This window comes from Mesorhizobium tamadayense (assembly GCF_003863365.1).
Lineage (GTDB): Bacteria > Pseudomonadota > Alphaproteobacteria > Rhizobiales > Rhizobiaceae > Mesorhizobium > Mesorhizobium tamadayense.
Genome location: NZ_RQXT01000063.1, coordinates 1 through 26041 on the forward strand (window position 1 = coordinate 1; position 26041 = coordinate 26041).

Below are 26041 nucleotides of genomic sequence, written 5' to 3' on the forward strand. Positions count from 1 at the left end.
CTTCGCAATTCGGCTGGCAATCCGGGTGAGGGGGAGCGCTGTCAGCGCTAAGCTGCCGTCCCGCCCCTGTTCCAGCCCCGACCGCGATCGCCGAACATCACATAGCCGTCGCCGGTCACCGCGACAGTGTCTTCCAGCTTGATGAAGCCTCGCGTCGGGTGGAGCATGGTCGTCTCGACCGAGAGCACCATGTTTTTTTCCAGCGGCTTGGCGGCATAGGTGCCTTCATAGGTGACCGGATGGTTGGTCATCAGGAACGGCGCCTCATGCGTGATCAGTCCCATGCCGTGGGCGAAGAAATCCGTGTAGGCTGCGATCTTCGAGGCCTTCAGCACGCTCTCTGCATGGGCGATCATGTCGCCCCCGACCGTGCCGGCCTTGACCTTGGAGAAGGCCGACTGCTGAACAGCCTCCACTTCGGCCAGCAGATCCTCAAGCTCGGCATCCGGCTCGCCAAGCACGCCCATCCGGCAAAGGTCGCCGATATAGCCGTGATAGTTGCCGCCGGAATCGATCGACAGCACCTCGCCTTGATTCCACTCCTGGCTTGATGCGGCCCGGTTGTGGCTGGAGCCCAGCGTCAAAAGGCAATATTCGAAATGCGCGCCGCGATTGGTCTCCTCGCGTCTGAGCCGCTCGATGATGTCGGTCTTGGTCGTGCCCTCGCGCGCCCAGCGAATGGTCGCCAGCATGGAGTCGGTGATCAACTCGGAAGCAGTGCGCAGTTTTTCGAGCTCGGCCTCGGTCTTGATGGCGCGCATGTTCTCCAGCATGCCGGTCGCGTCGATGAGCTTCGCATCCGGCAGCGCCTTGCGGATCAGCGCATAGGCGTCCGACGGCAGAAAGGCCGGCTCGATGCCGATGCGTGCAGCTACCTTGCCGATCTTCTGCAGGTGCTCGACCGCAAGGTTGGCCGCATCCAGCGTTCCCCAGCAGGCGGCATGTAAAGTCGGCGTCCAGAACGGATGGTTCTGGTGCTCGCCGCCTTCCATCTTGTTGCCGATATAGGCCGCGTGCTCCGGCCCGCCCTTCTCATAAAGGACGATCGGCAGGTAGCGGCTGTGGCCGATGGCATCCATCGCCGCGAAGAAGATGAACTTGTAGCCGCCGAGCAGATATTGCGTGTTGTGCTTGGAGGTAGCGAAGAGCACGTCGATGCCGGCCTCGTCCATCAGCCGGTCCACCCGCGCCTGATCGAACGGGATGCTGCTGACGTCGGTTTTGCCCGGAGCGATGTTCATCGGCCTCTCCCTGAATTTTCCCGGCCGCTCAAACGGCCAATCTTCCTGAACATTTGGCTGTCGGCCAAATCTGCACCATTTTGACCACTCTGGTCCAGCCAGAATGGATAGCTTCGACCGAGCCAGCCTCCGACAGCAAGCTCTGGATGGCGTTCGGCCCATATCTGGTCATACCAGACGGCGGCAACTGCGGCCCGAATACAACAGGTCCAGCGGACGAAAATTTCAAAGCTAAGCTATCCTGCGCCAAAACCGTCTCTGGCGAAACCTTTGCCAAGGGCCATAATCCCGTCCATTCGAGGCTGCCTGCGCTTGTCACGGGTGAAGAGGGGAGTTTGAGCGATGTCCGAATTCACGATTTCACGACGCGGTCTGCTTTCCGGGTCGGCGCTGTTGCTGGCCTCGACCGCGCTGCCGACCATCGGCCGGGCGCAGACGCCGAAGAAGGGCGGAAGGCTGATCGTTGCCGCCGACTCCGAGCCGCGCGACCTCAATCCCGCGATCGTCGCCTCCAACGGCGTCTTCTTCATCTCAAGCAAGATCGTCGAGACGCTGGCCGAGGCCTCCTTCGACGGCAAGGACGGGCTTGATCCGCGCCTCGCGCTCTCCTGGGAAGGTGCGGCCGACGGCCTGTCGGTGACCTTCAAGCTGCGCGACGGCGTCAAATGGCACGACGGCAAGCCCTTCACCGCCGCTGACGTCGCCTTCTCCGCGCTGCAGATCTGGAAGCCGTTGCAGAATCTCGGCCGCACGGTTTTCAAGGATCTCAGCACGGTCGACACACCCGACGACCTGACCGCAATCTTCAAATTCGCCAAGCCGACGCCGTTCCAGCTGATCCGCAACGCGCTGCCGGCGCTGTCGAGCGTCGTGCCGAAGCATGTCTATGAGAACGGCAAGATCGAGGACAACCCGGCCAACAACGCGCCGGTCGGAACCGGCCCGTTCAAATTCGCCGAATACAAGGCCGGACAGTATTACCGGCTGGCGCGGAACGATGACTATTGGAGCAAGGACGAGCCCTATCTCGACGAGATCGTCTACCAGGTGCTGCCGGATCGCACCTCGGCCGCCGCCGCGCTCGAGGCCGAAGAGATCCAGCTCGCCGCCTTTTCCGCCGTGCCTCTCGCCGACCTCGACCGTATCTCCAAGGTGCCGGGACTGAAGGTCGTCACCAAGGGCTATGAGGGACTGACCTACCAGCTCGTCGTCGAGATCAACCATCGCCGCAAGGAACTGGCCGACCTCAAGGTGCGGCAGGCGATCGCGCATGCCATCGACAAGGACTTCGTCGTCAAGACGATCTTCCTCGGCTATGCCGCGACCGCGACCGGCCCGGTGCCGAAGAACGATCCGCAATTCTACACCGCCGATGTTCCGGCCTATCCCTTCGACGTCGCCAAGGCCAACGAGCTGCTCGACGAGGCCGGCTACAAGCGGGCCGACGACGGCAAGCGGTTTTCGCTGAGGCTCTTGCCAGCGCCCTACTTCAACGAGACAAAACAGTTCGGCGATTATCTGCGCCAGGCGCTTGCCGCGATCGGCATCGACGCCAAGATCGTCAACAACGACTCGGCAGCCCATATCAAGGCCGTCTACACCGACCATGCCTTCGACCTCGCCGTCGGCCCGCCGGTGTTCCGCGGCGACCCGGCGATCTCGACCACCATCCTGGTGCAAAGCGGAATTCCGGACGGCGTGCCCTTCTCGAACCAGGGCGGCTACAAGAACGCGGAGCTCGACGCGCTGATCGCCAAGGCTTCCGAGACGCTCGACACGGCCGCCCGCACCGAGCTCTACAGGGAGTTCCAGAAAAAGGTCGCCGCCGACCTGCCGCTGATCAACGTCGCCGAATGGAGCTTCATCAGCGTCGCGCGTGACACCGTCGGCAACATCGCCAACAATCCGCGCTGGGCGGTGTCGAACTGGGCGGACACCTATTTGGAATCGTGACACATTCGTGCGGATGAGAATTCGCAAGAGAATGGGAAGCTGGGCAAAGGCCGAGTTCCCGCCCAGGCTCGGCATTTCTTTTAGTCGGCTGAGCGCCAAACCTCCGAGGGCACGATGACCCGCGCCCTCACCCTCCTGCGCCGCCGCCTCGTCGGCAGCATCTTCGTGCTCCTCATCGTCGTCATAGGCAGTTTCCTCTTGCTCGAAGCAGCACCCGGCGACGCGGTCGACGCCTATATCGTCGCGACCGGCGGCGATCCCGGCATGATCGAGTTGTTGCGCCACCGCTGGGGCCTCGACCAGTCGGAACTGACACGGCTCGCCAACTACCTCTGGGCGTTGCTGCATCTCGATCTCGGCCAGTCGGTCGCCTTCTCGCGGCCGATCCGCGAAATCATCCTCGAACGCCTGCCGACCACGCTCATCCTGATGGGCAGCGCCACCGCGCTCTCCTTCGGACTCGGCTCGGCGCTCGGCATCTATGCCGGCGCGCGGCCCGGCAGTTTTCGCGATCGCTCGCTTTCGATCGGCTCGCTGGCGCTTTATGCCGTGCCCGGCTTCTGGCTCGGCCTGGTGCTGATTGTCGTCTTTGCCGTCGACCTGCGCTGGCTGCCGATCGGCGGCATCGAGACCATCGCATCGGCCAAGACCGGGCTAGCGCGGGCCGCCGACATTGCCACCCATCTCGTGCTGCCGGTTTCGGCGCTCGGCTTCATCTATCTGGCACTCTATCTGCGCATAATGCGTGCCGGCATGGCCGAGGCCTGGCGGCAGGATTTCGTGCTCGCCGCCCGCGCCAGGGGCCTGCGGCGCCGCCGCATCGTGCTTGCCCATGTCGCCCGCAACGCGCTCCTGCCTTTGGTCACCATGCTCGGCTTGCAATCGGCGCAGATGCTCGGCGGCAGCGTCGTCATCGAAAGCGTCTTCGCCGTGCCCGGCCTCGGCCGGTTGGCGCAGGAAGCCGTCGCCGGGCGCGACACGCCGCTGTTGCTCGGCATCATCCTGGTCAGCGCCGTTCTGGTCATCGTAATCAACCTGCTGGTCGACCTTGCCTACGCCTTTCTCGATCCGCGCGTCGGCGCCAGCGAGGCCGGCGCATGAGCCGGCTGTGGCGCTTCTTCCGCACGCCGGAGGCGATCGCCGGTGCGCTCATCCTTGCCTTGCTGGTCGCGATGGCGGTTGCCGCACCGCTGATTTTCCCGGGCGACCCGCAGGCGATAGCCGGCCCGGCGCTGCTGCCGCCGTTCCAGGACTGGTCGCTGCCGCTCGGCACCGACCGGCTCGGCCGCGACGTGACGGCCGAGCTCTTCCACGGCGCCCGCACCTCGCTGGCGGTCGGTCTGGCGGCAGCCGCCGCGGCCCTTTTTATAGGCGCGGTGGTCGGCACGCTGGCCGGCTTCGCGGGCGGACTTGTCGACGAGGTGCTGATGCGCGTCACCGACGCTTTCCAGACCGTGCCGAGCTTTCTTCTCGCCCTGGCCTTCGTCAGCATCGTCGGCCCGTCGCTCGGCGTCGTCGTCGGGGCAATAGCGCTCGGCGCCTGGACCGGCCCGGCCCGTGTCGCTCGCGCGGAAGTGCTGTCGATCCGCGAGCGCGATTATGTCGCCGGCGCCCGCGTCATCGGCATGTATCCGCTGGAAATTGCCTTTCGCGAGGTGCTGCCCAACGCCTTGCCGCCGGTGCTGGCGCTGTCGTCGGTGATCGTCGCGGCGGCGATCCTCACCGAGGCGGCGCTGTCCTTCCTCGGCCTCGGCGACCCCAACCGCGTCACCTGGGGCGGCATGATCGCCGAGGGCCGCGCCGTGCTGCGCACCGCGCCCTTTCTGTCGATCGTTCCCGGCATCGCTCTGGTGCTGACCGTGCTCGGCGTCTACCTCGCCGGCGAAGGCGTGGTGGAAAGCTCCGCGGTGCGCAGGAGCCTGTCGTGACGGCGCTGCTTTCGATCCGCGATCTTTCGGCGCGCTACCGTCGCGACGGTGTCGAGTTGTTGGCGCTGAACGGCATCAGCCTGGACGTTGAGGCGGGCGAGCGCCTTGCGATCATTGGCGAGAGCGGCTCGGGCAAGAGCACGTTGGCGCTGGCGATAGCGGGGCTGCTGCCGAGGGGTGCTAGGATCGACGGAACGATTGACTGGCAAGCAAGCCAATTTCAAACGCCTCGTTCCGGGGAGATTGGCAGCTCCGTCGCCGGCGCGCCGGCGTTGAAAGTTGGCGAAGGCGATGATGACAGCGCAATCTCCCCCCTTGCGGGGGAGATGTCCGGCAGGACAGAGGGGGGTGCGAAGGATCGCCAACCTCTGCACCTTCGGCCTATCGGGGGCCGCGACGTCGGCTTCGTCTTCCAGGACCCCTCCTCCAGCCTCGACCCGGTGATGCCGATCGGCAAGCAGATCGCCGAGGTCGCCCGCACACATCTCAGCCTGACCTGGCCGGAAGCCTATGCCAAGGCCAAAACCCTCCTCGAACGCGTCCGCCTGCCCGATCCGCAATCCGCCTTGCGCGCCTACCCGCACCAGCTTTCCGGCGGCCAGAAGCAGCGCGTGGCGATTGCCGCCGCCATCGCCGCCGGACCGAGGCTGCTCATCGCCGACGAGGCGACCAGCGCGCTCGACACCATTGTGCAGGCGGAGATCGTTGCCTTGATCCGCCGGCTGGTGGCCGAGGATGGCATGACGCTGGCCTTCATCAGCCACGATATCGCGCTTGCCGCCACGCTTGCCGATCGCATCGCGGTGCTGCGCCATGGCGAGCTGATCGAGCTTGGCGAAACCAGGCAGATCCTGAACGCGCCGCGCCACGCCTATACGCGCGCGCTGCTCGACGCCCATCTCGGGCTCGACGCCGACCCGCTGCTCGACCGGCAAGGCGCTTCGGCATGAACGCGCCGGTCCTCGCCGTCTCCAACCTTGCCAAGCATTATCGCCGTGGCGGCCAGCCTTTTCCCGCGGTCGATGACGTTTCCTTCTCGATCGGGCCGGCCGAGACGCTGGCGCTCGCCGGGCCGTCCGGCAGCGGCAAGTCGACGATCGCGCGGCTGGTGCTGCGGCTGATCGAGCCCGATGTCGGTCGCGTCGAATTCGAGGGCGCGGACTTCCTCGCGCTGTCGGGCGCCGCGCTGCGTGCGCGCCGCGCCCGTTTCCAGATGGTGTTCCAGGATCCGCTCTCCGCCTTCAATCCGCGCGCCACCGTGGCGCGCGTGCTCGACGATCCGTTGCGCATCCATGGGCTTGCCTCGCGCACCGAGCGCCCACGTCGCATCGCCGCACTGCTGGAGCGCGTAGGCCTCGAGGCCGGCCTCGCCGTACGCGCCATCCACGAGATCTCCGGCGGCCAGCGCCAGCGTGTGGCGATCGCCCGCGCCATTGCCACGCGGCCGTCGCTGATCGTGCTCGACGAGGCTGTGTCGGCGCTCGATGTGTCGGTGCGTGGACAAATCCTGAAATTGCTGCTCGACCTGCAAAGACAGGAACGGATCGCCTATCTCTTCATTTCGCATGACCTCGGTGTCATCCGCGCCGTGGCGCACCGCGTCGTCATCCTCGACGCCGGCCGGATCGCCGAGAGCGGAGAAGCCCGCGCCGTCATCGCCAATCCGCAATCGGCGATCGGCAAGGCGCTGGTGGCGGCAACGCCGAGATTGAATAGGACCCGACCATGATCCCGCAAAGTGGACCCGGTTTGCGGACAAGATCATGGTCAAGCAGCAAATCAGGACGCATCATGACCAACCCTGAAGCAGCCAGAGCCGAGAAACTGTCGCGCGAGCTCGACTCCGCCTTCCGCAATCGCGCCGATCTCTATCGCCTCTTCCTCGACGAGCTGACCGCCGAGCTCGGCGCCGAGAAGGCCGAGGCGGTGATGATCCGTACCATCGAGAAACGCGGCCGCGAAGTCGCCGCGGCCGCCTTCGCCGGTTTCGGCCCCAACGACGCGCCGGCGATCGGCGAGGCGTTCCTCTCCGTCAGCCCGGATGGCGGCCGCATGTATCCAACCGACGTCGATCGCGGGCCGGACCACATCGCCTTCAAGGTCAGGCGCTGCCCGCTGAAGGACGCCTGGGTCGAGGCCGGCGTCGGCGAGGAGAAGCTCGCCACGCTCTGCCGCATCGCCGGCGCCTTCGACCGCGGCCTGTTCGAGGCGACCGGCGTGCGCTTCGCCAACGTCACCTGGACGCCGGGCCAAGGCTCCGGCTGCTGTCACATCGCGCTGACCAACCGCGACACTTAGCCAACATTATCTTAGCTTTCGGCGAAAACGTGCAGCTCGGCGCCTGCTTCATTGATCGCGGCACGCACCTCAGCCGCCGGCTCGCTGTCGGTGACGACGTCGGAAACATCGCTCGGGAAAGCCAGCGTCAATGCCTGAGCCGGTCGCGCATCGCATACCAAAGCATGCCGAGCACATAGAGCGGGCCGCGCAGCGCCGTGCCGCCGGGGAATGGCAGCGGCATCAGCGTCGAGAACAGGTCGAGCCGCGAGGCATCGCCCGCGATCGCTTCCGCGAGCAGCTTGCCCGACAGCGTCGACAGGATGACGCCCTTGCCGGAATAGCCATGCGCGAAATAGACCTCGCCATAATGCCCGACATGCGGCAGGCGCGACGTTGTCACAGACACCAGCCCGCCCCAGCCATGGTCGATGCGGCAGCCCTTGAGTTGCGGGAAAGTCTTTTCCATATGCGGCCGTACAAAGCCGGCGATGTCGGCCGGCGGCGAAGGCGTGTAGCGCTCGCCGCCGCCGAACAGCAGGCGTCCATCCGCCGACATGCGGTAATAGTTGACCACGAAAAGCGTGTCCGAAACCGCGACATTGGACGGGATGACATTGCGCGCGCCTTCAAGCGGCTCGGTGGCGACGATGTAGTTGCCGACCGGCATGATGCGGCTGTTGACGCGCGGCTCGAGCCCTTGAAGCAGCGCGTCGCCTGCCAGCACCACATGACGGGCGCGAACCGAGCCTTTTCCGGTGAACACCCGGATGGACGACTCGCGCTCCAGCCGGACGGCGACCGAGTTCTCGTGGATGGTGACGCCGGCGCCGACTGCGGCGCGGGCGAGCCCGAGCGTGTAGTTCAGCGGATGCATATGGCCGCCGAGCCTCTCGAAGACCGCGCCCTGATAGGGCGTGTCCACCATCCGCCGCGCTTCCGCCGCCGACAGGATCTCGACATGCGGGAAGTCCATCACCTTCGCGAGGCACTCGGCCTCCTCCTCGAAGTCGCGCATGTCGGAACCGTTGACGGCGCCGACCAGATGACCGGTCAGGCGAAGGTCGCAGTCGATGCCGTGGCGCTCGATCAGATCGAGCACCAGCCCGCGCGCCTCGAAGGCGAGATCGAACAGCGCCTTCGCCCGTTCCGGGCCGAAGCTCTTGACCAGCCCTTTGGCGCCCTTGCGCAGGCCGGGGATCATCTGGCCGCCATTGCGCCCGGAGGCGCCCCAGCCGATCTTGCCGCCTTCGAGCAGCACCACTTTCAGGCCGCGCTCGGCGGCATGAAGTGCTGCCGACAGCCCGGTGCAGCCGCCGCCGACGACCACCAGGTCGGCCCCGACATCGCCGATGAGCGGCGGATGGTCCGGCGCCGGATTGGCGGTGGCGACATAATAGGATTTGCCGATGCCGAGACCGGAATTGAAACCTGTGGAAGCCATGGTCACACCTTGAGCAGCAGATGGTCGCGTTCCCACGACGTGACGACGGTCTGGAACAGGTCGAGCTCGACGCTCTTCACGCGCAGATAGGTCTGGAAGAAATCCTCGCCGAGCAGCGCCCGCACCGGCTCGCAGGCGGCGAAGCGGTCAAGCGCTTCTTCCATGGTCTTGGGCAGCGTGCCCTGGCTGCGATAGGCATTGCCGAAGGCTTCCGGCGAGCGGGCAAGCTTCTCCTCGATGCCGAGATAGCCGGCGATCAGCGAGCCGGCCATGGCCAGGTACGGATTGGCGTCGGCGCCGGGCAGCCGGTTCTCCACCCGCCGCGCGGCGCGCCCGCCCATCGGCACGCGCAAGCCGCAGGAGCGGTTGTCGTGCGACCATTCTATGTTGGCCGGCGCGCTATGCCCGGGCCGGACGCGGCGATACGAGTTCACGTTGGGCGCGAACAGCGGCATCACCTCCGGAATGTATTTCTGCAAGCCGCCGATGAAATGGGAGAACATCGTGCTGTCCTCACCGTCTTTGCCGGCAAACAAGGGCTCGCCCCTCTCGTTGACGATCGACATGTGCAGGTGCATCGAGCTGCCGGCCTGCGCGGCGATCGGCTTGGCCATGAAGGTGGCGTGCATGCCACTCGCCTGCGCCGCCTGACGCGCCATGCGCTTGAACAGAAGCACCTTGTCGGCAAGGGCCAGAGGATCGCCATGCAGGAAGTTGATTTCGAGCTGCGCCGTGCCGGATTCATGGATCAGCGTGTCGAGCTGCAATCCTGCCGTGGCGGCATGGTCGTAGAGGCGCCGCGTCACCTCTTCGAATTCCTCCAGCGCCTGCATGTCGTACGGGTGCTGCACACTTTCCGGCCGCCCGTTGCGCCCGACCGGCGCGGTCAGCGGCCGGTCCGGATCGGGGTTTGGTGCCGTGAGATAGAATTCGAGTTCCGGCGCCATCACCGCGCGCCAGCCGCGGCGGCGGTAGAGGTCGAGCACCGCCCTCAGCACATGGCGCGGCGAAGCCATCCAGGGCCGGTCGTCCATGTGGAACGTGTCGGCAAACACATAGGCCCTGCCGGCGCCGCCGCCCGGCGCAAGGCACAGCGTCGAAAGGTCGGGCACCATGCGCATATCGGGATCCTGATAGGCGAACCCTTCATCGACGGAGCCGGAATAGCGGCCGTCGATGGCGACCAGGAAGGCGCTGCTCGGCAGATAGAGCGCCCGGTCCTCGAGCGACTTGAGGAATTTGGCCGCCGGCAAGGCCTTGCCGCGCAGCACGCCGTTGACGTCGGGGACGAGGCACTCGACCTCGTTTATCCCGTGCATCGTCAGCCAGCTTTGCGGATCGGCGCTGCTGGGGAGCGAATAGTCTTGTTTGTCAGGCATCGGTCATGTCCGTACGAGGAGAGATCGCTTCGGCGGGCACGTCCGTTTCGGGTTGAGCGTTGAGTAAGCTACGTTGTCTGAATGACGGACGCCCGCCTGATGGCCGGCCGGCAGGCCGGATCGAGCGCACCGCATACCCCCTCGGTCCAGCCGTCGCGAACGACATGCGAACCGACCTTGGTTTCCTCCGCGCGCTGCAGGTTCTCGTGGCGGCAGCAGCGCATAATCAGCAGTGTCCCGCCAAGACGCGCGTCCTCACGGCCGAAACCGGCCGGATGCGGGAGAGCGTTTTTGCCGCTTGCATGACAAGCCTCATCGAGGGACCTAGCCTATGGTTTGACCGATCGTTGCTCCCAGCGCAAGCCAGCTTCGCTCGCCAGGCTCCTCGCGCTTCTGAGCCAGCGCTCAGCCGATGCTCTCGCCGCCATCGACGACCAGCGCCTGGCCTGTCATGAAGGAAGATCGGTCGGAGACGAGGAACAGTATGGCTTCGGCGATCTCTTCCGCGCTCGCCCATCGCCCCATCGGGATCTTGGTCCGGACATAATTCTCGATCGCATCGCGTCCGCCCATCTGGGCAATGAAAGGCTCGTTGAACGGCGTGTCGACCCAGCCCGGGCAGAGCGCGTTGATGCGCACGTTGTGTTTCGCATAGTCGAGCGACATCTGCCTGGTCATCGCCACCACGGCATGCTTCGACGTGGCGTAGGCGATCATCTCGCGGTCATAGAAGACGCCCGAATTCGACGCGGTGTTGAGGATGATACCGCCGCCCTGCGCGATCATCGAAGGCATGACGGCCTTCGCCGCGAGGAACTGGGCCCGCACATTGATCCGCCATGAGGCGTCCATGCCGTCGGTGCTCACTTCCGTTAGCGTCCCGCCGACCTGGATGCCGGCATGGCTGTGCAGGATGTCGATCCGGCCATGCTTGCTGAGCGTTCCCGCGATGAGGTCCTCGACCGCTCTATCGTTGCCGACATCGGTGGCGACCGCTTCGGCGCGGCCTCCAGCCTCGCGGATGTCGAACGCCGTAGCTTCGCCGGTCGCAGAGTCGCGGTCGGCGATCACCACGACGGCCCCTTCCCGCGCCATGATCATGGCGCCGGCACGGCCGATGCCCGACCCGGCGCCCGTCACCACCGCGATGCGATCTTTCAAAATCATGGAATTGTCTTTCAAGGCGATGGTTTTCGTCGGCCGAGCTGCCATTGCGCGAGCAGGACGAGCAGAACCGAGGCGGCGAGCACGATCGTCGCGATGGCGTTGATCTCCGGCGTCACGCCGCGCCGGATGGAGGCAAAGACATAGATCGGCAGGGTGGTCTGCGCGCCGGCGACGAAGAAGGCGATGATGAAGTCGTCGAAGGAGAAGGTGAAGGCGAGCAGGAAGCCGGCGGTCACCGCCGGCATGATCTGCGGCAAGACGATCGAGCGGAACGTCGTCAGCGGTGTGGCATAGAGATCGCTCGATGCCTCGACCAGGTTGCGGTCGAGGCTGCCAAGCCGCGTGCCGACGATCATCGTCACCAGCGCCATCGAGAACAGGCCGTGCGCGGCGATGATGGAGCCGTAGCCGAGCGCCAGGCGCGGCGGCTGGTCGCTCGGCCACAGCGAGGCGAGGAACGGATTGACGACGGCGAACAGCTGCACCAGCGCGACCAGCGTCGAGATGCCGATGACCACGCCCGGCACGACGATGGCTGCGCCCAGCAGCGCGTCGAAGAGCGCCCTCGTCCGCGCGCCGATGCGCTGCAGCCCAAGCGCCGCGGCGGTGCCGCACAAGGCCGCGAGCAGCGCGCTGGCGGTGGCGATGAACAGGCTGTTCTTCAGCGCCTCGACGAGGAACGGGTTCGACAGTGCCTTGCCGTACCATTGCACCGAGAAGCCGGTGAACTCGCTGGCATGGTGGCCGGCATTGAACGAAAACAGCACGACCAGCGCGATCGGCAGATAGAGGAAGGCAAAGACGGCGACGACGAAGGCGCGCATCAGATCAGGTCCACCCGGCGTGCGCCGGAAAGCCGCGTCGAGATACGGTTGGCGACGATCAGCACCACCACCGAGACCAGCACCAGCGTGATGGCGATCGCCGATCCGAACGGCCAGTTGCGCGACTGCAGGAACAGGTCGACCAGCGCGTTACCGATGAAGAACACCTTGCCGCCGCCGAGCAGCGTCGGGATCAGATATTCGCCGAGCAGCAGGATCATCACCAGCGAGAAGCCGGTCATCACGCCGGGCAGCGACAGCCTGAGGGTCACCCCGATGAATGTCGAAAGCGGCGTTGCGCCGAGATCGGCGGAAGCCTCCAGCAGCCGGCGGTCGAGCCGTTCGAGACTGACATAGATCGGCAGGATCATCAGCGGCAGATAGCCGTAGACGATGCCGAGCAGCACCGCGCCCGGCGTGTTGATGAGCCTGAGATCCTCGATGCCGACATAGGCGAGCAGGGCGGGAATGCCGCGCCCGCCAAGGATGTACATCCAGGCATAGGTGCGCATCAAAAGGCTGGTCCAGAACGGGATGACGATCAGCGCGAGCAGGATCAGCCGCCAGCGCTGCGGCGCGCGCAGCGCCAGATAGTAGGCGACGGGATAGGCGACGAGCAGGCAGGCGAGCGCCCCGGCCGGCGCCAGCACCATGGTGTTCCAGAAGGCGGTCGCCCGCGCCGGCAGGTTGGCATATTGCGCGAAGGTGAGCGCGGCCTGGTAGCCACCCTCCGGCGCCCGCTCGCCGACGCTGAAGATGGCGATGGCGACGAAGGGTAGGACGAGGAAGACCACCAGCCACATCGTCGCCGGAGCGAGCAGCAGCGCGGTCAGGAGATTTCTGTGAAGGAGATTGCCGCGCATCGAAAACGCCGGTTCGGGACCGGCGGGAATCTCCCCGCCGGTCGAGTTGTCTGGATCGGGATTGTGACCGGTCTCGCTCAAGCCGACTTGAAGCGCGCCATCAATTCAGCGCGGCCCGGATCGGTGAGCGTCGCGGCGGCGCCGAACTCGAGCGGCTTCAACAGGTCCGCCGCCGGATAGAGGATCGGATTGTCGAGCACCTCCTTCGGCAGCAGCGCGTTGACCCGCGCGTCGGTCGAGGGCGCGCCATTGGCCAGGTGCTCCTTCACCGCGACCTTCGGGTTCATCAGATAGTTGAGCAGCGCGTAGCCGGCGGGCTTGTTCGGCGCATCCTTCGGGATGGCGTAGAAGTCGGTCCAGATCTCGCCGCCTTCCTTGCCGAGCACATAGGCGATCTCGGGGATGTCGCGGTGGAGCTGCGCGCCGTCATTGGTCCAGCACATTGTCATCCAGGCATCGCCCGAGCGCATCGACGGCTGGTAGTCGCTCGACACCGCGAACAGGTGCGGCTTGACCTTGAGCAGCAGTTCCTCGGCCTTGGCGAGCTCGTCCTGCTTCAGCGAGTTGAAGGAATAGCCGTAATATTTCAGCGCATTGCCGATCGTGGTCAGCTGGTAGTCATGCACCATGGTGCGGCCGTCGCCTTCCGCCATGGCCGTGTCCCAGAACTCCTTCCAGCTCGACATCGGCTTGGTGAGCTTCTTGGTGTTGACGGCAAAGCCGGTCGTGCCCCAGTTCTTCGGCACGGCGTAGGTTGTCCCGTCGATGGTGCCTTCCGCGGTGAAGCGCGCATCCTCCTTGGTGCCGTCGAAATTGCCGAGCTTGGCCATGTCCAGCGGCTCGATGATGCCGAGCTTCTTGTAGGTCGAGATGGTGTAGTTGGTCGGCACGAACAGGCTCCAGCCCGAACCGCCGGCCTGCAGCTTGGCCAGCATCTCTTCATTCGAGCCGAAGACGTTGACCTCGACGGCGACGCCGGTCTCGGCCTTGAAATTCTCGAAGGTCTGCGGGTCGTGATAGTTCGGCCAGGTGGCGATCGACATGCGGTCGCCGAGGTCCTCGGCGGCAAAGGCCGGCGTCGGCATGATGCCGAGTTCGCGCGCCATCACCGCTGTCGCGACGCCGAGGCCGGTGAGGCCGAGGAAGTCGCGCCTGCCGATCGAGCCGCGCTTCAGGCGCATCAGCTGGTCGACGAATTTTTCGGGGCTTATCGGCAGTCCGTCACGATAGGATTTCGACATGTTGGTCTTCCCTCTGGTTGGTCCCGTTGTTCTTGGGTCGCGGAAACGCCAGCGGCGCTCCGGCGGCGAAGCCGATGGCGACGGGTTCGCCCGGCTTGAAGAGATTGCCCTGGCCGATCACGTGGTCGGCCTTGGCGAGCAGTGATCCGATGCCCTGGACCTCAATCGCGTATTCCGCGGTCGAGCCGAGGAAAATCCGGTTGCGCACGATGCCCTTCAGCCTGCCCTCGCCCGTGGCGGAAAGGCTGAGCGATTCCGGTCGCAGGCTGACGGACACGGCCTCGTCCCGGCCGAGCGGCACCCGCTTGCGCGCTGCGATCACCGTGCCGTCGGCAAGCGCGACGTCGACCCGGTCGCCGGAAAGGCCTGCCACCTTGCCGCTGAGCAGATTGGTCTTGCCGACGAAGGCGGCGACGAAGAGGTCGGCCGGTTCGTCATAGATCTCGCTCGGCTGTCCGAGCTGGACGACGCGGCCGCCGTTCATCACGCAGACGAAGTCGCTCATCGACAGCGCTTCCTCCTGGTCGTGGGTGACCAGAACGAAGGTGATGCCGATCTCGCGCTGCAGGTTCTGCAGCTCGATCTGCATGTCGGTGCGCAGCTTCTTGTCGAGCGCCGCCAGCGGCTCGTCGAGCAAAAGCACCGCCGGCTTGTTGACCAGCGCCCGCGCCAGCGCCACGCGCTGCTGCTGGCCGCCGGAAAGCTCGTGAATCTTGCGGCGGCCGTAGCCGGCGAGCTGCACCGTTTCCAGCGCCCCGCCCACCCTTGAGGCGATCTCGCGCGACGTAAGCCGCGGCCTCGCCTGGCGCAGCCCGTAGGAGATGTTCTCCTCGACATCGAGATGCGGGAACAGCGCATATTGCTGGAACACCATGTTGACCGGGCGCCGGTAGGGCGGCGTGCCGGCCATATCGCGGCCGCGGATCAGCACCTGGCCTTCGCTCGGCTGCTCGAAGCCGCCGATCATGCGCAGGCATGTCGTCTTGCCGCAGCCGGACGGTCCGAGCAGCGCGACGAAGGCCGAAGGCGGGACGGCAAAGTCGATGCCGCTGACCGCGGTGACGGTGCCGTAGCGCTTGGTGACCGCGCGAAACTCGATATCGGGCACTGCAGTCAAGCCACGGGCTCCAGCGACAGCGTGAGGCAATATCGTGACGCTAGCAGAGCCAATGGCGGCTAGTATATACCTCGCGAGTGGTATATTTAGCCGATTTTATCATTTAGAGGGGTATGGATTGGCCACCTCCCGCAGTGACGACTACAACGCGCTCGGCGCGGTGATCGCCGCGACACGCGAGACCGGCGACAATTTCGGCAAGGCGATCGTCGGTTGGCTGCGCGGACATGTCCGCTTCGATCACTGTGTCGTCTTCGGCTATCGGGGTGCTGCGCGGCCGCCGCTCCTGTTCGAGACCTTCTCGCCGGCCGAAAGCCACATCTTCGTCGCGCTCTATCAGGAAGGGCCTTATCTGCTCGACCCGTTCCATCACGCCGCGGTTGAGCGCAAGGAAGGCTTCTGGCGCATGCGCGAGTTGGCACCCGACCGCTTCTATGCCAGCGAATACTACCGCTCCTATTACAGCCAGACCCGGCTCGCCGAGGAGGTCGGCTTCTTCGTTCCGCTGGCCGGCAAGGATGCGCTGGTGCTGTCGCTGATGCGGCTGCGCGCTTCGGGGCCGTTTGGAACGGCGGATGCCAGGCTGCTGCGCGACATGGCGCCGGCGGTGGTCGGCTTCTGCCGGCTGCGCTGGCCGGCTTTGCCTGCCGACGAGGTCGCGGCCCCGCCGCCGGGCGAAACCGTCGCGGCGGCCAATGAGCTGGATCGCGCCCATATCTGGAAGAGCCTGTCGCTGACCTCGCGCGAAAAGCAGGTGGTCGACCTAGTGCTTCAGGGTCACTCCACGGAATCGATCGCCAGGGCGCTCAGGATCGTGCCGGGGACCGTCAAGGTCCACCGCCGCAACATCTACCGCAAGCTCAAGATCAAGTCGCAGGCGGGTCTCTTCGCGCGTTTCGTCGAGATCATCGACGCGCGGATCGGCTGACCTTCGGCTCCATCGGGTCGGCGGCTGCAAACACGGCGCTCGCCTCGCTGACGATCGAGACATGATCCCTGGCGGCCTTGCCCGCAGCCGCAGCGTCTGCGCGCATGATTGCGGTGACGATCAGATCGTGTTCGCGCCAGGACTTGGCCAGCCGGCCCGGCAGCATGAACTGCGCGCGCCGGAACGGCGCCAGCCGGCTGCGGGTCGCCACGGTCAGATCATGGATATGCGTGTTGTGGGCGCCGCGATAAAGCCTGCTGTGGAACTCGGTGTTGAAATACTCGTAGTCCTCCTCGGCGCCGAGCTGCACCAGCCGCGCCGAAGCCTGGTGTTCCATCTCCAGCGCGCGGCGCTCGGCACCGGTCATACGCTCGGCCGAGAAACGCGCGCAGATCGCTTCCAGTTCGGCCATGCTCTCGAACATCGAGGCGAGATGTTCCTGCGTGACCACCGCCACGATGGCGCCCCGGTTGGGCCGCCGCTCGACCAATCCGATGGCGCTCAACTGGCCGAGCGCCTCCCGCACGGGCGTGCGCGAAACGTCGAAGCGCGCGGCGAGCGAGGCCTCGTCGAGCCTTTCGCCGGGACGCAGATAGCCGGTGACGATGCGGTCGGCGATCGCCCTCACCATCTGATCCACGGTCGTGCCCGACCTGACCAAGCTGCGCTTTCCCGACACGTCTCCTCCGTCCGGCTTATTGCAGGAGCGCCCCGCGAGGTGGACTGCCCGCGGGCTGATTTCGACTCAGGCTGAACTCCTGTATGCCTATATTTTGATCTCCATGTCAAACTGTTCGCATAATAGGCATAAAGTGCATGCACTTGCCTCGCCTTTATGCAGGACATCTAAATTGAAGCATTGATTTCATTGCACAATAATACGTTTCGAAACTGGCACAGTGATTGCATGCACTTTCTTGACGATACGTCAACCGACCCCGCGCCGGGTCCAAGAAGGGGAGCATTCGATATGACCGACAAATTCATGCTTAGCCGCCGCGACCTGCTCAAGACCTCCGCCGCCGGAGCGGCGCTCGGCCTGGCCTCGGCAGCCTTTCCGATCCGCGCGGCACGCGCCGCGTCGGCGACCGTCGGCTTCATCTATGTCGGCCCGAAGGACGACTATGGCTATAACCAGGCGCATGCCGAAGGGGCTGCGTCGCTGAAGGGCATCGAGGGCATTTCCATCGTCGAGGAGGAGAACGTCCCCGAGACGATCGACGTCCAGAAGACGATGGAATCGATGATCAATCTCGACGGTGCCTCGCTGATCTTCCCGACCTCCTTCGGCTATTTCGATCCGCATATGCTGGCCATGTGCGCCAAGTTCCCCGACGTGCAGTTCCGCCATTGCGGCGGCATGTGGAACAAGGACAAGCATCCCATGAATGCCGGTTCCTATTTCGGCTATATCGGCATGGGCCAGTACCTGAATGGCGTCGTCGCCGGCCACACCACCAAGTCGAAGAAGCTCGGCTTCGTCGCCGCCAAGCCGATCCCGCAGGTGCTGCTCAACATCAACTCCTTCCTCCTTGGCGCGCGTTCGGTCGATCCGGCGATAACCTGCCAGGTGATCTTCACCGGCGAATGGTCGCTGGCGGTCAAGGAGGCCGAGGCCACCAACGCGCTGGTCGACCAGGGCGCCGACGTCGTCACCTGCCATGTCGACAGCCCGAAGGTGGTGGTCGAGACGGCCGCCGGCCGCGGGGCCTTCGTCTGCGGCTACCATGCCAATCAGAGCCCGCTGGCGCCGGAAAAATACCTTACCGGCGCGGAGTGGAACTGGGCCAAGGTCTACAAGATGTTCGTGGACGATCTCGTCGCCGGCAAGCCGCTGCCGAACTTCACGCGCGGCGGACTGGCCGACGGCTTCGTCAAGATGAGCCCGCTCGGCCCCGCCGTCTCCGAAGCGGCGCGCAAGCAGTTCGACGCCACGCTGGCCGAAATGACGAAGGGCGGCTTTTCCGTCATCAAGGGACCGTTGAAGAGCAACAAGGGCATCGTCGTCGCCACCGCAGACCAAGCCTTCGTCGAGACCGCCATCGAGCTCGAAAGCATGGACTATCTCGTCGAGGGCGTCGTCGGCTCGACGGCCTGAGGGGGCGCGGGCCGAGGGAGACGGGACATGGCGGATACGGTGAGCGGCCCGCACGTGCGGACCATCCTCGACGCGAGGGGATACCGGGCGGCGCTCGAATGGATCGCCAGGCGGGCGGAGTCCTTCGTCATTCCGCTCACGGCGCTGATCGTCGGCATGATGCTGTTCAGCCTGTTCATCCTGGCTGTCGGCAGGTCGCCGGTCCAGCTCTACGAGACGATGTGGCGGGGCGGCTTCGGTTCCTGGTTCTCCATTCAGAACTCGCTGTCGCGCGGCGCGCCGCTTTTGCTGGCGGCGCTCTGCGTGGCGCTGCCGGCGCGCCTCGGTCTGGTCGTCATCGGCGGCGAGGGCGCCATCGTGCTGGGCGGTGTCGCCGCGGCCGCCATCGCCGTGGCGCTGAACGGCGCGCCGTCTTTTCTCGTCATCCTTCTCATGGGCGTGGGGGGCGTAGCCGCCGGCGGCATCTGGATTGGTGCCGTCGGCGCGCTCCGCCACTACCGCGCCGTCAACGAAACCATCTCCAGCCTGCTGATGGCCTATATCGCCATCGCCCTGATGAACCATCTGGTAGAAGGGCCGCTGCGCGATCCGGCCTCGCTCAACAAACCCTCGACTCAGCCGCTGGCCGACATCTACCGCGTCGGCAACATCCCCGGCATGGAGGTGCATTCGGGTCTCGTCGTCGGCATCCTCGCCTGCGTGCTCTCCTGGTTGCTGATCGAGAAGACCCGCTGGGGCTTCGCCGCCCGCATCGCCGGCGGCAATGTCCGGGCAGCACAGGTCCAGGGACTTGCGGTCGGGTCGCTGATCGTGGGCTTCACCGCGCTGGCCGGCGGCTTTGCCGGCCTTGCCGGCATGCTGGAAGTCGCGGCCGTGCAGGGCAGCGCCAACGGCTCGCTTGCCGCCGGCTACGGCTATACCGGCATCCTTGTCGCCTTCCTTGCCCGCCACAATCCGCTTGCCATCATCCCCGTCGCCATCCTGCTCGGCGGCATCGACGCGTCCGGCGGCCTGATCCAGCGCCGCATGGACCTGCCCGACGCGACGGTGCTGGTGCTGCAGGGCATGCTCTTCATCGTCATCCTGTTCAGCGAGACCTTCTACGGCCGTTTCAAGCTCTTCAATCCCGACCTCTGGCAGAGATCCGATCTTTTGAAGGGGACCGCCTGATGGACGCGACCGACATCGGCCTGTGGGGTGTGCCGCTCGCCATGCTGGGCGGCGCCATCCGCGTCTCCACGCCCTTCATCTTCGTTTCGCTCGGCGAGGCCATCACCGAACGCTCCGGCCGCATCAATCTCGGCCTCGAAGGCACACTGGTGTTCGGCGCCATGAGCGCCTACGCGGTGGCGGTAATGACCGGCTCGCCCTGGCCCGGCCTTTTGGCCGCGGCGGTCGCCGGGCTCTGCTTCGGCCTCTTCCATGGCTGGATCTGCAAGTTCCCGAAGGTCAACGACATCGCCATCGGCATCGCCATGATGCTGTTCGGCACGGGCCTCGGCTTCTTCTTCGGCAAGCCTTTCATCCAGCCCTCCGCGCCCGACCTGCCGGCGATCCCGTTCGGCGCCTGGTCCGACATCCCGCAGGTGCAGGCGGCGCTCAACGTCAACGTGCTGTTCCTGATCGGCGCGGCGCTCGCCGTCTTCCTCTGGTGGGCCTTCCGCAACACCCGCGTCGGCCTGATCGTGCGCGTGGTCGGCGACAGCGCCGATGCCGCGCGCGCCATGGGCCTCAACCCGAACACGGTGCGCCTCCTCGCCACCGGCGCCGGCGGCGCGCTGGCCGGCATCGGCGGCGCCTATCTGTCGCTCTACTATCCCGGCAGCTGGACGGAACGCATCTCGTCCGGCCAGGGGCTTATGGCGGTGGCGCTTGTGATCTTCGCGCGCTGGAACCCGCTCGGCTGCTTCGCCGCCGCGCTTTTGTTCGGCGGCGCCGGTGCCCTGGGTCCTGCGCTGCAGTCGGTCGGCGTCACTCAGGGCTACTACCTCTTCTACGCCGCGCCCTACATCCTCACCCTCATCATCATGATCGCCACCTCGTCGCCGAGCCGGACGCTCGCCGGCGCGCCCGGCGAGCTTTCGATCACCAAGTGACCGCCTCCCAGGAACCGCTCGCGAGACCGGAGTTTTTGCCATGAACGCCAGAGCCGAGATCACCCAGCGCTACATCGACGCCGATCCCTATCCCTGGCCCTACAATGGCGATCTGAGGCCGGACAACACGGCGCTGATCATCATCGACATGCAGACCGACTTCTGCGGACCGGGCGGCTATGTCGACCATATGGGCTATGACCTATCACTGGTGAGAGCGCCGATCGAGCCGATCAAGGCGGTGCTCTCCGCCATGCGGGCCAGGGGCTACACCATCATCCACACGCGCGAGGGCCACCGGCCGGACCTTGCCGACCTGCCCGCCAACAAGCGCTGGCGCTCGCGCCGCATCAATGCCGGCATCGGCGACCCCGGGCCTTGCGGACGCATCCTTGTACGCGGCGAGCCGGGTTGGGACATCATTCCCGATCTTTATCCAGCCGAAGGCGAGCCGATCATCGACAAGCCCGGCAAGGGTTCGTTCTGCGCCACCGATCTCGAACTGATCCTCAACCAGCGCAGCATCGACAACATCGTGCTCACCGGCATCACCACCGATGTCTGCGTGCACACCACCATGCGCGAGGCCAACGATCGCGGCTTCGAATGCGTGATGCTGGAGGATTGCTGCGGGGCGACCGACTACGGCAACCATCTGGCGGCGATCAAGATGATCAAGATGCAGGGCGGCGTGTTCGGCGCGGTCTCGAATTCCGCCGCCCTCGTCGCCCAGCTGCCATGAGGGACCGGCGATGAGCGGAACGCACAGGAAGGCGATCGGCGTCGAGACCATCGGCATGACCATGCGCTTCGGCGCCTTCACGGCGCTCGACGATGTCTCCATCAAGGTGCCGGCCGGCTCCTTCCACGCGCTGCTTGGCGAGAACGGCGCCGGCAAGTCGACGCTGGTCAAATGCATGATGGGTTTCTACCACCCGACGTCCGGCGAGATGCTGGTCGGCGGCCGCGAGGTCGCGATCACCAGCCCCAGGGATGCCTCGGCGCTCGGCCTCGGCATGGTCTATCAGCATTTCACGCTCGTGCCGTCGCTGACGGGCGCCGAGAACCTCGTCATCGCGCGCGAGAAGGTGCCGGGCGTCATCGACTGGCGCAAGGAGCGCGGCGCGCTCGCCGCCTTCATAAGCCGCATGCCGTTCAAGCTGCCGCTCGACGTCAAGGTGGCCGAGCTTGCCGCCGGCGAGAAGCAGAAGCTGGAGATCGTCAAGCAGCTCTATCTCGGCCGCCATTTCCTGGTGCTGGACGAGCCGACATCCGTGCTCACCCCGGGCGAGGCGCAGGAAGTGCTTGGCCTGGTGCGCGCCATGACGAAGGCCGGCGATCTCACGGTGCTGATGATCTCGCACAAGTTCCACGAGGTCACGGCATTCGCCGACGACATCACGGTGCTGCGCAAGGGCAGACTGACCGGCACCGGCAAAGTCTCCGAGGTCCCGCACAGGCAGATGGCGGCGATGATGATCGGCGACCAGCCGATCGCGGCGCTCGACAGCCGCGCCGAGCCGAAGCCTGACGCCGAGATCGTGCTCAAGGTGAGCGCGCTGAAAGCGCCCGACCGCACCGGCCTCAAATCGATCGACATCGCCGGTCTCGACGTGCGCTCCGGCGAGATCGTCGGCATCGCCGGCATTTCCGGCAACGGCCAGAAGGAGTTCCTGGAAGTGCTGGCCGGCCAGCGCGCCCGTGATCAGGGCGAAGTCATGGTTCGCGGCGCGGCCTATGCGGCGACACGCGCCGAGGCGCGCGCGCTGAATGTCCGCCTCATCCCGGAGGAGCCGCTGAAGAATGCCTGCGCGCCAAGGATGACGGTCGCCGAGAACATCGCCTTCCGCACCTTCGACATTGACGGCAATGGCAAGCCGGTAAGCTGGATCAGCGCCGGCGCCATCAGATCCTTCAGCGCCCGGCTGGTCGAGCAGTTCAAGGTCAAGACCGCTTCGCTCTCCTCGCCGATCGCCTCGCTCTCGGGCGGCAACGTGCAGCGCGCGGTGCTCGCCCGCGAGCTGACGGGCGAGGTCGACCTGCTGATCGTCTCCAACCCGTGCTTCGGCCTCGACTTCTCCGCCGTCGCCGAGATTCGTGCCCGCATCATGAGGGCGCGCAACGCGGGCGCCGCGGTGCTCCTGATATCGGAAGATCTCGACGAGCTCCTGGAGCTCTCTGACCGCATCCTCGTCATGTCCGACGGCGCGCTCGTCTACGAGACACCGATCGGCGAGGCGAACGTGCAGACCATCGGCGAGCACATGGCGGGGCATCACTGATGATGGAGATCGCGGCGCAGCCCTTCGCCTTCGCCTTCAAGCCCGAGACGACGGCGCTCATCGTCATCGATATGCAGCGCGACTTCGCCGAGCCCGGCGGCTTCGGCGCCAGCCTCGGCAACGACGTCAGCCGGGTCGTGGCGATCGTGCCGACGGTGAAGCGACTGATCGAGGGCTTTCGCGCCGCCGGCCTGCCGGTGATCCACACGATGGAGTGCCACCGGTTCGATCTTTCGGACCTGCCCCCCGCCAAGCGCGACCGCGGCAACCCGTCGATCCGCATCGGCGATGTCGGCCCGATGGGCCGTGTGCTGATCGCCGGCGAGCCCGGCACCGCGATCCTCGACGAGCTCGCGCCTTTGCCCGGCGAGATCGTCATCGAGAAGCCCGGCAAGGGTGCCTTCTATGCGACCGGCCTCGGCGATGACCTCAAGCGGCTCGGCGCCCGCCAGCTCGTCTTTGCCGGCGTGACGACGGAAGTCTGCGTGCAGACGACGATGCGCGAGGCCAACGACCGCGGCTATGAATGCTTGCTCTGCGAGGACGCGACGGAAAGCTATTTTCCCGAATTCAAGGCGGCGGCCCTGGCCATGATCAGGGCGCAAGGCGCCATCGTCGGCTGGACGGCGACCGTCGTCCAGGTGCTCGAGGGTATCGCCAATGCCTAATCTTGCCTTTGCCGGCCTGCTCGACGGCGGCTGGCGCGACCTCGCGTTCGAGCCTTTCCGCGACGGCGTCGCGGCGCATTGGCTGCTCAGGGGCGGTCCGCTCGAACCGTCCGTCGCGGTGCTTCGCTATCAGCCGGGCGCCGGCGTGCCGCGCCACCGCCATGCCGGGCTGGAAACCATCGTCGTGCTGGAAGGCACCCAGAGCGACGAGAACGGCGACTATCCGGCGGGCAGCGTGATCCTGAACCCGGTCGGCACCGAACATTCGGTGTGGACGCAGGACGGCTGCTTCGTGCTGATCCAATGGAACCTGCCGGTGATCATTCTCGGGGAGACGAAATGAGCGACATCCGCTTCGACATAGCGAGCCTGCACGCCGCCTATGAGGCCGGAACCAGCATCGGCGAGGTCATCGATACGGTCCACGCCCGCGTCGAGGCGGCAGGCGATCCGGGCATCTTCATCCATCTCGCGACGCGGGCCGAGATGCTGGCCGCGGTAGCGGCGCTCGGTCCGTTCGACCCTATGGCAAAGCCGCTCTGGGGCATCCCCTTCGCCGTCAAGGACAATATCGACGTCGCCGGCATGCCGACCACGGCTGCCTGCGCCGAATATGCCTACACGCCTGACAAGGACGCCACGGTCGTGGCGCGGCTCAAGGCAGCCGGCGCGCTGGTCGTCGGCAAGACCAATCTCGACCAGTTCGCCACGGGCCTCGTCGGCGTGCGCACGCCCTGGCCGATCCCCAGGAATGCGATCGACGCAAGGCTGGTGCCGGGCGGCTCCTCCTCTGGCTCGGCGGTGGCGACGGCGCGCGGCATCGTTTCCTTCGCGCTCGGCACCGATACCGCTGGATCGGGGCGCATTCCGGCCGGCCTCAACAACATTGTCGGGGTGAAGCCGACGGTCGGCGCGCTGTCGGCCACCGGCGTCGTGCCTGCCTGCCGCACGCTCGACTGCGTCTCGGTTTTCGCGCTGACTGTCGAAGATGCTTATGCGGTGTTCTCCGTCGCAGCGGCGCGCGATGCCGCCGATCCCTATTCACGCGACATCGCCGTCAAGCCGCTTGCCGCTCGCCCGCCGGTGCTCACCGTCGGCATCCCGGCAAAGGCGGACCTGAAATTCTTCGGCGACACCGCGATGCAGGCCGGCTTCGAGGCCTTGCTTGCCATGCTGTCGCGACTTGGCTGTCGGCTGGTCGAAATCCCGTTCGGCGACTTCTACGCGACCGCCGACCTTCTCTACGAAGGCGCCTGGGTGGCGGAGCGCTACGCGGCGATCCGCGATTTCTTCGAGGCGAACGAGGCGGCGCTCCATCCGGTGACGCGCAGGATCATCGGCGGCGCCAGAAACCTGTCGGCCGCCGACGCCTTCCGCGGGCTCTATGCCTTGCAGGCCTACAAGGCCCGGCTCGCCCCGGTGATCGCGTCCGTCGACCTGTTCTGCGTGCCGACAGCGCCGACCCACTACACCGTCGATGCCGTGCTCGCCGATCCGATCGCCACCAACAGCCGCCTTGGCACCTACACCAATTTCGTCAATCTGCTCGACATGTGCGGCATCGCCTTGCCGACCGGCACGCGCGATGACGGCCTGCCGATGAGCGTTACTTTGCTCGCCGCCGCCGGGCGGGACGGCCTCGTCGCGTCCATCGGGCGCGACCTGCATGCCGCGAGCGGCCTCGCCCTCGGCGCGACCGGATGGCGGCAGCCAAGTGCCGAGCCCGTTGCCGGATCAGACGAGGACGGCACGATCGAGCTGGTGGTGGTTGGCGCGCATCTCTCGGGGATGCCGCTGAATGGTCAACTGACGAACGTCGGCGCACGTTTCTGCCGGGCGACGTGGACGAGCCCATCCTACAAGCTCTATGAACTTGCCGGCCAAATCCCATCCAAGCCGGGGCTGGTCCGGGTCGGCAGCGGCGGCACGGCGATCGAGGTCGAGGTCTGGCGCCTCTGCGCCGACGCCTTCGGCCGTTTCGTCGCCGCCATCCCGCCGCCGCTCAGCATCGGCACCATCGAGCTCGACGACGGCACCTCGGCGAAGGGTTTTCTGGCCGAGACCGCCGGCCTGTCGGCGGCGACGGACATCTCGGCTTATGGCGGCTGGCGCAGCTATGTCGCCAGGGCGAACGAGACGCGACGACAATTGGAGCCTTCCCTCCAACTGACCGGCGGACCTCGTCGGATCGTCGAGCGTCCTTAAGCCCACCTCAACGGACGGGCTTCGCTGGCCCGACCTCAGCCAGCTCGAAGCGCTCCACCGCGCGCATGATGCCGCGCAGCTCGGCAAGGCCCTTCAGCCGGCCGATCAGCGAATAGCCGGGATTGATTCTGGTCTTGCCGATGTCGTCGGCAAGCATTCGATGAGCCAAAACCCTGTGCCCGGGTATCGGGGTCAAACGGGAAAATCATGGCGCCGTTGAGTCAGTCGGAATGCGGCCCTGGCCTCACTTGCGGCGGCGCGCGTTAACCGTCTATCGTGCGGCTCGAAAAACCGCCGGCCAAGTATTGCGGCGGCAGATTGAGCGACGAA

Annotated in this window: 24 protein-coding genes and 1 pseudogene; 15 read left to right on the forward strand and 10 right to left on the reverse strand. The window is 65.9% G+C overall.

Going from position 1 to position 26041, the window contains the following annotated elements:
* Positions 1–47: 47 nt before the first annotated feature.
* A complete protein-coding gene (locus EH240_RS32025; RefSeq protein WP_125006079.1) occupies positions 48–1241 on the reverse strand; it encodes a M24 family metallopeptidase in 1194 nt (397 codons plus the stop codon).
* A gap of 342 nt (positions 1242–1583) precedes the next feature.
* Between EH240_RS32025 and EH240_RS32030 the strand changes: the two genes are divergently transcribed.
* From EH240_RS32030 to EH240_RS32055, 6 genes are all read left to right on the forward strand, one after another.
* Positions 1584–3194, forward strand: coding sequence for an ABC transporter substrate-binding protein (locus EH240_RS32030; protein ID WP_125006081.1), 1611 nt, complete (start codon positions 1584–1586; stop codon positions 3192–3194).
* Positions 3195–3308: 114 nt separating this feature from the next.
* The gene (locus EH240_RS32035) at positions 3309–4295 is read left to right on the forward strand and encodes an ABC transporter permease (RefSeq protein ID WP_125006083.1); all 987 of its coding nucleotides are present in this window, start codon (positions 3309–3311) and stop codon (positions 4293–4295) included.
* Positions 4292–5122 carry an ABC transporter permease gene (locus EH240_RS32040; RefSeq protein ID WP_125006085.1) on the forward strand — a complete coding sequence of 277 codons (831 nt, stop codon included), beginning with the start codon at positions 4292–4294 and terminating at the stop codon, positions 5120–5122. The genes EH240_RS32035 and EH240_RS32040 overlap by 4 nt, the downstream gene beginning before the upstream one ends.
* Positions 5119–6072, forward strand: a complete 954-nt coding sequence (locus EH240_RS32045) for an ABC transporter ATP-binding protein (RefSeq protein ID WP_167484262.1) — start codon at positions 5119–5121, stop codon at positions 6070–6072. The genes EH240_RS32040 and EH240_RS32045 overlap by 4 nt, the downstream gene beginning before the upstream one ends.
* Positions 6069–6851: an ABC transporter ATP-binding protein gene (locus tag EH240_RS32050; RefSeq protein WP_125006087.1), complete on the forward strand. Its 783-nt coding sequence runs from the start codon at positions 6069–6071 to the stop codon at positions 6849–6851. The genes EH240_RS32045 and EH240_RS32050 overlap by 4 nt, the downstream gene beginning before the upstream one ends.
* A gap of 62 nt (positions 6852–6913) precedes the next feature.
* Positions 6914–7420, forward strand: a complete 507-nt coding sequence (locus tag EH240_RS32055; protein ID WP_125006089.1) for an L-2-amino-thiazoline-4-carboxylic acid hydrolase — start codon at positions 6914–6916, stop codon at positions 7418–7420.
* 127 nt (positions 7421–7547) lie between these two features.
* Here the strand turns inward: EH240_RS32055 and EH240_RS32060 are convergent, their stop codons facing one another.
* From EH240_RS32060 to EH240_RS32090, 7 genes are all read right to left on the reverse strand, one after another.
* Positions 7548–8843: an NAD(P)/FAD-dependent oxidoreductase gene (locus tag EH240_RS32060; RefSeq protein WP_167484263.1), complete on the reverse strand. Its 1296-nt coding sequence runs from the start codon at positions 8841–8843 to the stop codon at positions 7548–7550.
* 2 nt (positions 8844–8845) lie between these two features.
* Complete coding sequence (locus EH240_RS32065) at positions 8846–10222, reverse strand: glutamine synthetase family protein (RefSeq protein ID WP_125006093.1); 1377 nt, start codon at positions 10220–10222, stop codon at positions 8846–8848.
* Positions 10223–10627: 405 nt separating this feature from the next.
* Entirely contained in the window at positions 10628–11389 is a 762-nt protein-coding gene (locus EH240_RS32070) for an SDR family NAD(P)-dependent oxidoreductase (protein ID WP_125006095.1), read from the reverse strand.
* An 11-nt stretch (positions 11390–11400) separates the two neighbouring features.
* On the reverse strand, positions 11401–12213 hold the full coding sequence (locus EH240_RS32075) for an ABC transporter permease (RefSeq protein WP_125006097.1): 813 nt from the start codon (positions 12211–12213) through the stop codon (positions 11401–11403).
* Positions 12213–13076: an ABC transporter permease gene (locus tag EH240_RS32080; RefSeq protein ID WP_125006141.1), complete on the reverse strand. Its 864-nt coding sequence runs from the start codon at positions 13074–13076 to the stop codon at positions 12213–12215. The genes EH240_RS32075 and EH240_RS32080 overlap by 1 nt, the downstream gene beginning before the upstream one ends.
* A gap of 77 nt (positions 13077–13153) precedes the next feature.
* Complete coding sequence (locus EH240_RS32085; RefSeq protein WP_125006099.1) at positions 13154–14317, reverse strand: ABC transporter substrate-binding protein; 1164 nt, start codon at positions 14315–14317, stop codon at positions 13154–13156.
* Complete coding sequence (locus EH240_RS32090) at positions 14298–15434, reverse strand: ABC transporter ATP-binding protein (protein WP_125006101.1); 1137 nt, start codon at positions 15432–15434, stop codon at positions 14298–14300. The genes EH240_RS32085 and EH240_RS32090 overlap by 20 nt, the downstream gene beginning before the upstream one ends.
* 118 nt (positions 15435–15552) lie before the next feature.
* On the opposite strand from EH240_RS32090, the gene EH240_RS32095 reads away from it, so the two are divergent.
* On the forward strand, positions 15553–16362 hold the full coding sequence (locus EH240_RS32095) for a helix-turn-helix transcriptional regulator (RefSeq protein WP_245436579.1): 810 nt from the start codon (positions 15553–15555) through the stop codon (positions 16360–16362).
* On the opposite strand, the gene EH240_RS32100 is transcribed toward EH240_RS32095, so the two are convergent.
* On the reverse strand, positions 16340–16993 hold the full coding sequence (locus EH240_RS32100) for a GntR family transcriptional regulator (RefSeq protein ID WP_125006143.1): 654 nt from the start codon (positions 16991–16993) through the stop codon (positions 16340–16342). The two genes, EH240_RS32095 and EH240_RS32100, sit on opposite strands and share 23 nt — an antisense overlap.
* Before the next feature lie 339 nt (positions 16994–17332).
* On the opposite strand from EH240_RS32100, the gene EH240_RS32105 reads away from it, so the two are divergent.
* Genes EH240_RS32105 through atzF form a run of 8 tightly spaced genes read left to right on the forward strand, consistent with a single transcriptional unit; the run spans position 17333 to position 25711 of the window.
* Positions 17333–18460, forward strand: a complete 1128-nt coding sequence (locus EH240_RS32105) for a BMP family ABC transporter substrate-binding protein (protein WP_125006105.1) — start codon at positions 17333–17335, stop codon at positions 18458–18460.
* A 27-nt stretch (positions 18461–18487) separates the two neighbouring features.
* Positions 18488–19630, forward strand: coding sequence for an ABC transporter permease (locus EH240_RS32110; RefSeq protein ID WP_125006107.1), 1143 nt, complete (start codon positions 18488–18490; stop codon positions 19628–19630).
* On the forward strand, positions 19630–20556 hold the full coding sequence (locus tag EH240_RS32115; protein ID WP_125006109.1) for an ABC transporter permease: 927 nt from the start codon (positions 19630–19632) through the stop codon (positions 20554–20556). The genes EH240_RS32110 and EH240_RS32115 overlap by 1 nt, the downstream gene beginning before the upstream one ends.
* A 40-nt stretch (positions 20557–20596) precedes the next feature.
* On the forward strand, positions 20597–21298 hold the full coding sequence (gene biuH, locus EH240_RS32120) for a biuret amidohydrolase (RefSeq protein WP_125006111.1): 702 nt from the start codon (positions 20597–20599) through the stop codon (positions 21296–21298).
* A gap of 10 nt (positions 21299–21308) precedes the next feature.
* Positions 21309–22838, forward strand: coding sequence for an ABC transporter ATP-binding protein (locus EH240_RS32125; protein ID WP_125006113.1), 1530 nt, complete (start codon positions 21309–21311; stop codon positions 22836–22838).
* Positions 22838–23506 (forward strand): cysteine hydrolase family protein, encoded by a 669-nt coding sequence (locus EH240_RS32130; protein ID WP_125006115.1) that lies wholly within the window; start codon positions 22838–22840, stop codon positions 23504–23506. The genes EH240_RS32125 and EH240_RS32130 overlap by 1 nt, the downstream gene beginning before the upstream one ends.
* Positions 23499–23849: a cupin domain-containing protein gene (locus EH240_RS32135; protein ID WP_125006117.1), complete on the forward strand. Its 351-nt coding sequence runs from the start codon at positions 23499–23501 to the stop codon at positions 23847–23849. Before EH240_RS32130 ends, EH240_RS32135 begins: the two co-directional genes overlap by 8 nt.
* Complete coding sequence (gene atzF, locus EH240_RS32140; protein WP_125006119.1) at positions 23846–25711, forward strand: allophanate hydrolase; 1866 nt, start codon at positions 23846–23848, stop codon at positions 25709–25711. The genes EH240_RS32135 and atzF overlap by 4 nt, the downstream gene beginning before the upstream one ends.
* 7 nt (positions 25712–25718) lie before the next feature.
* Here the strand turns inward: atzF and EH240_RS32145 are convergent.
* A pseudogene (locus EH240_RS32145) lies at positions 25719–25868 on the reverse strand (hypothetical protein); the annotation flags it as partial.
* Between the last annotated feature and the right edge of the window lie 173 nt (positions 25869–26041).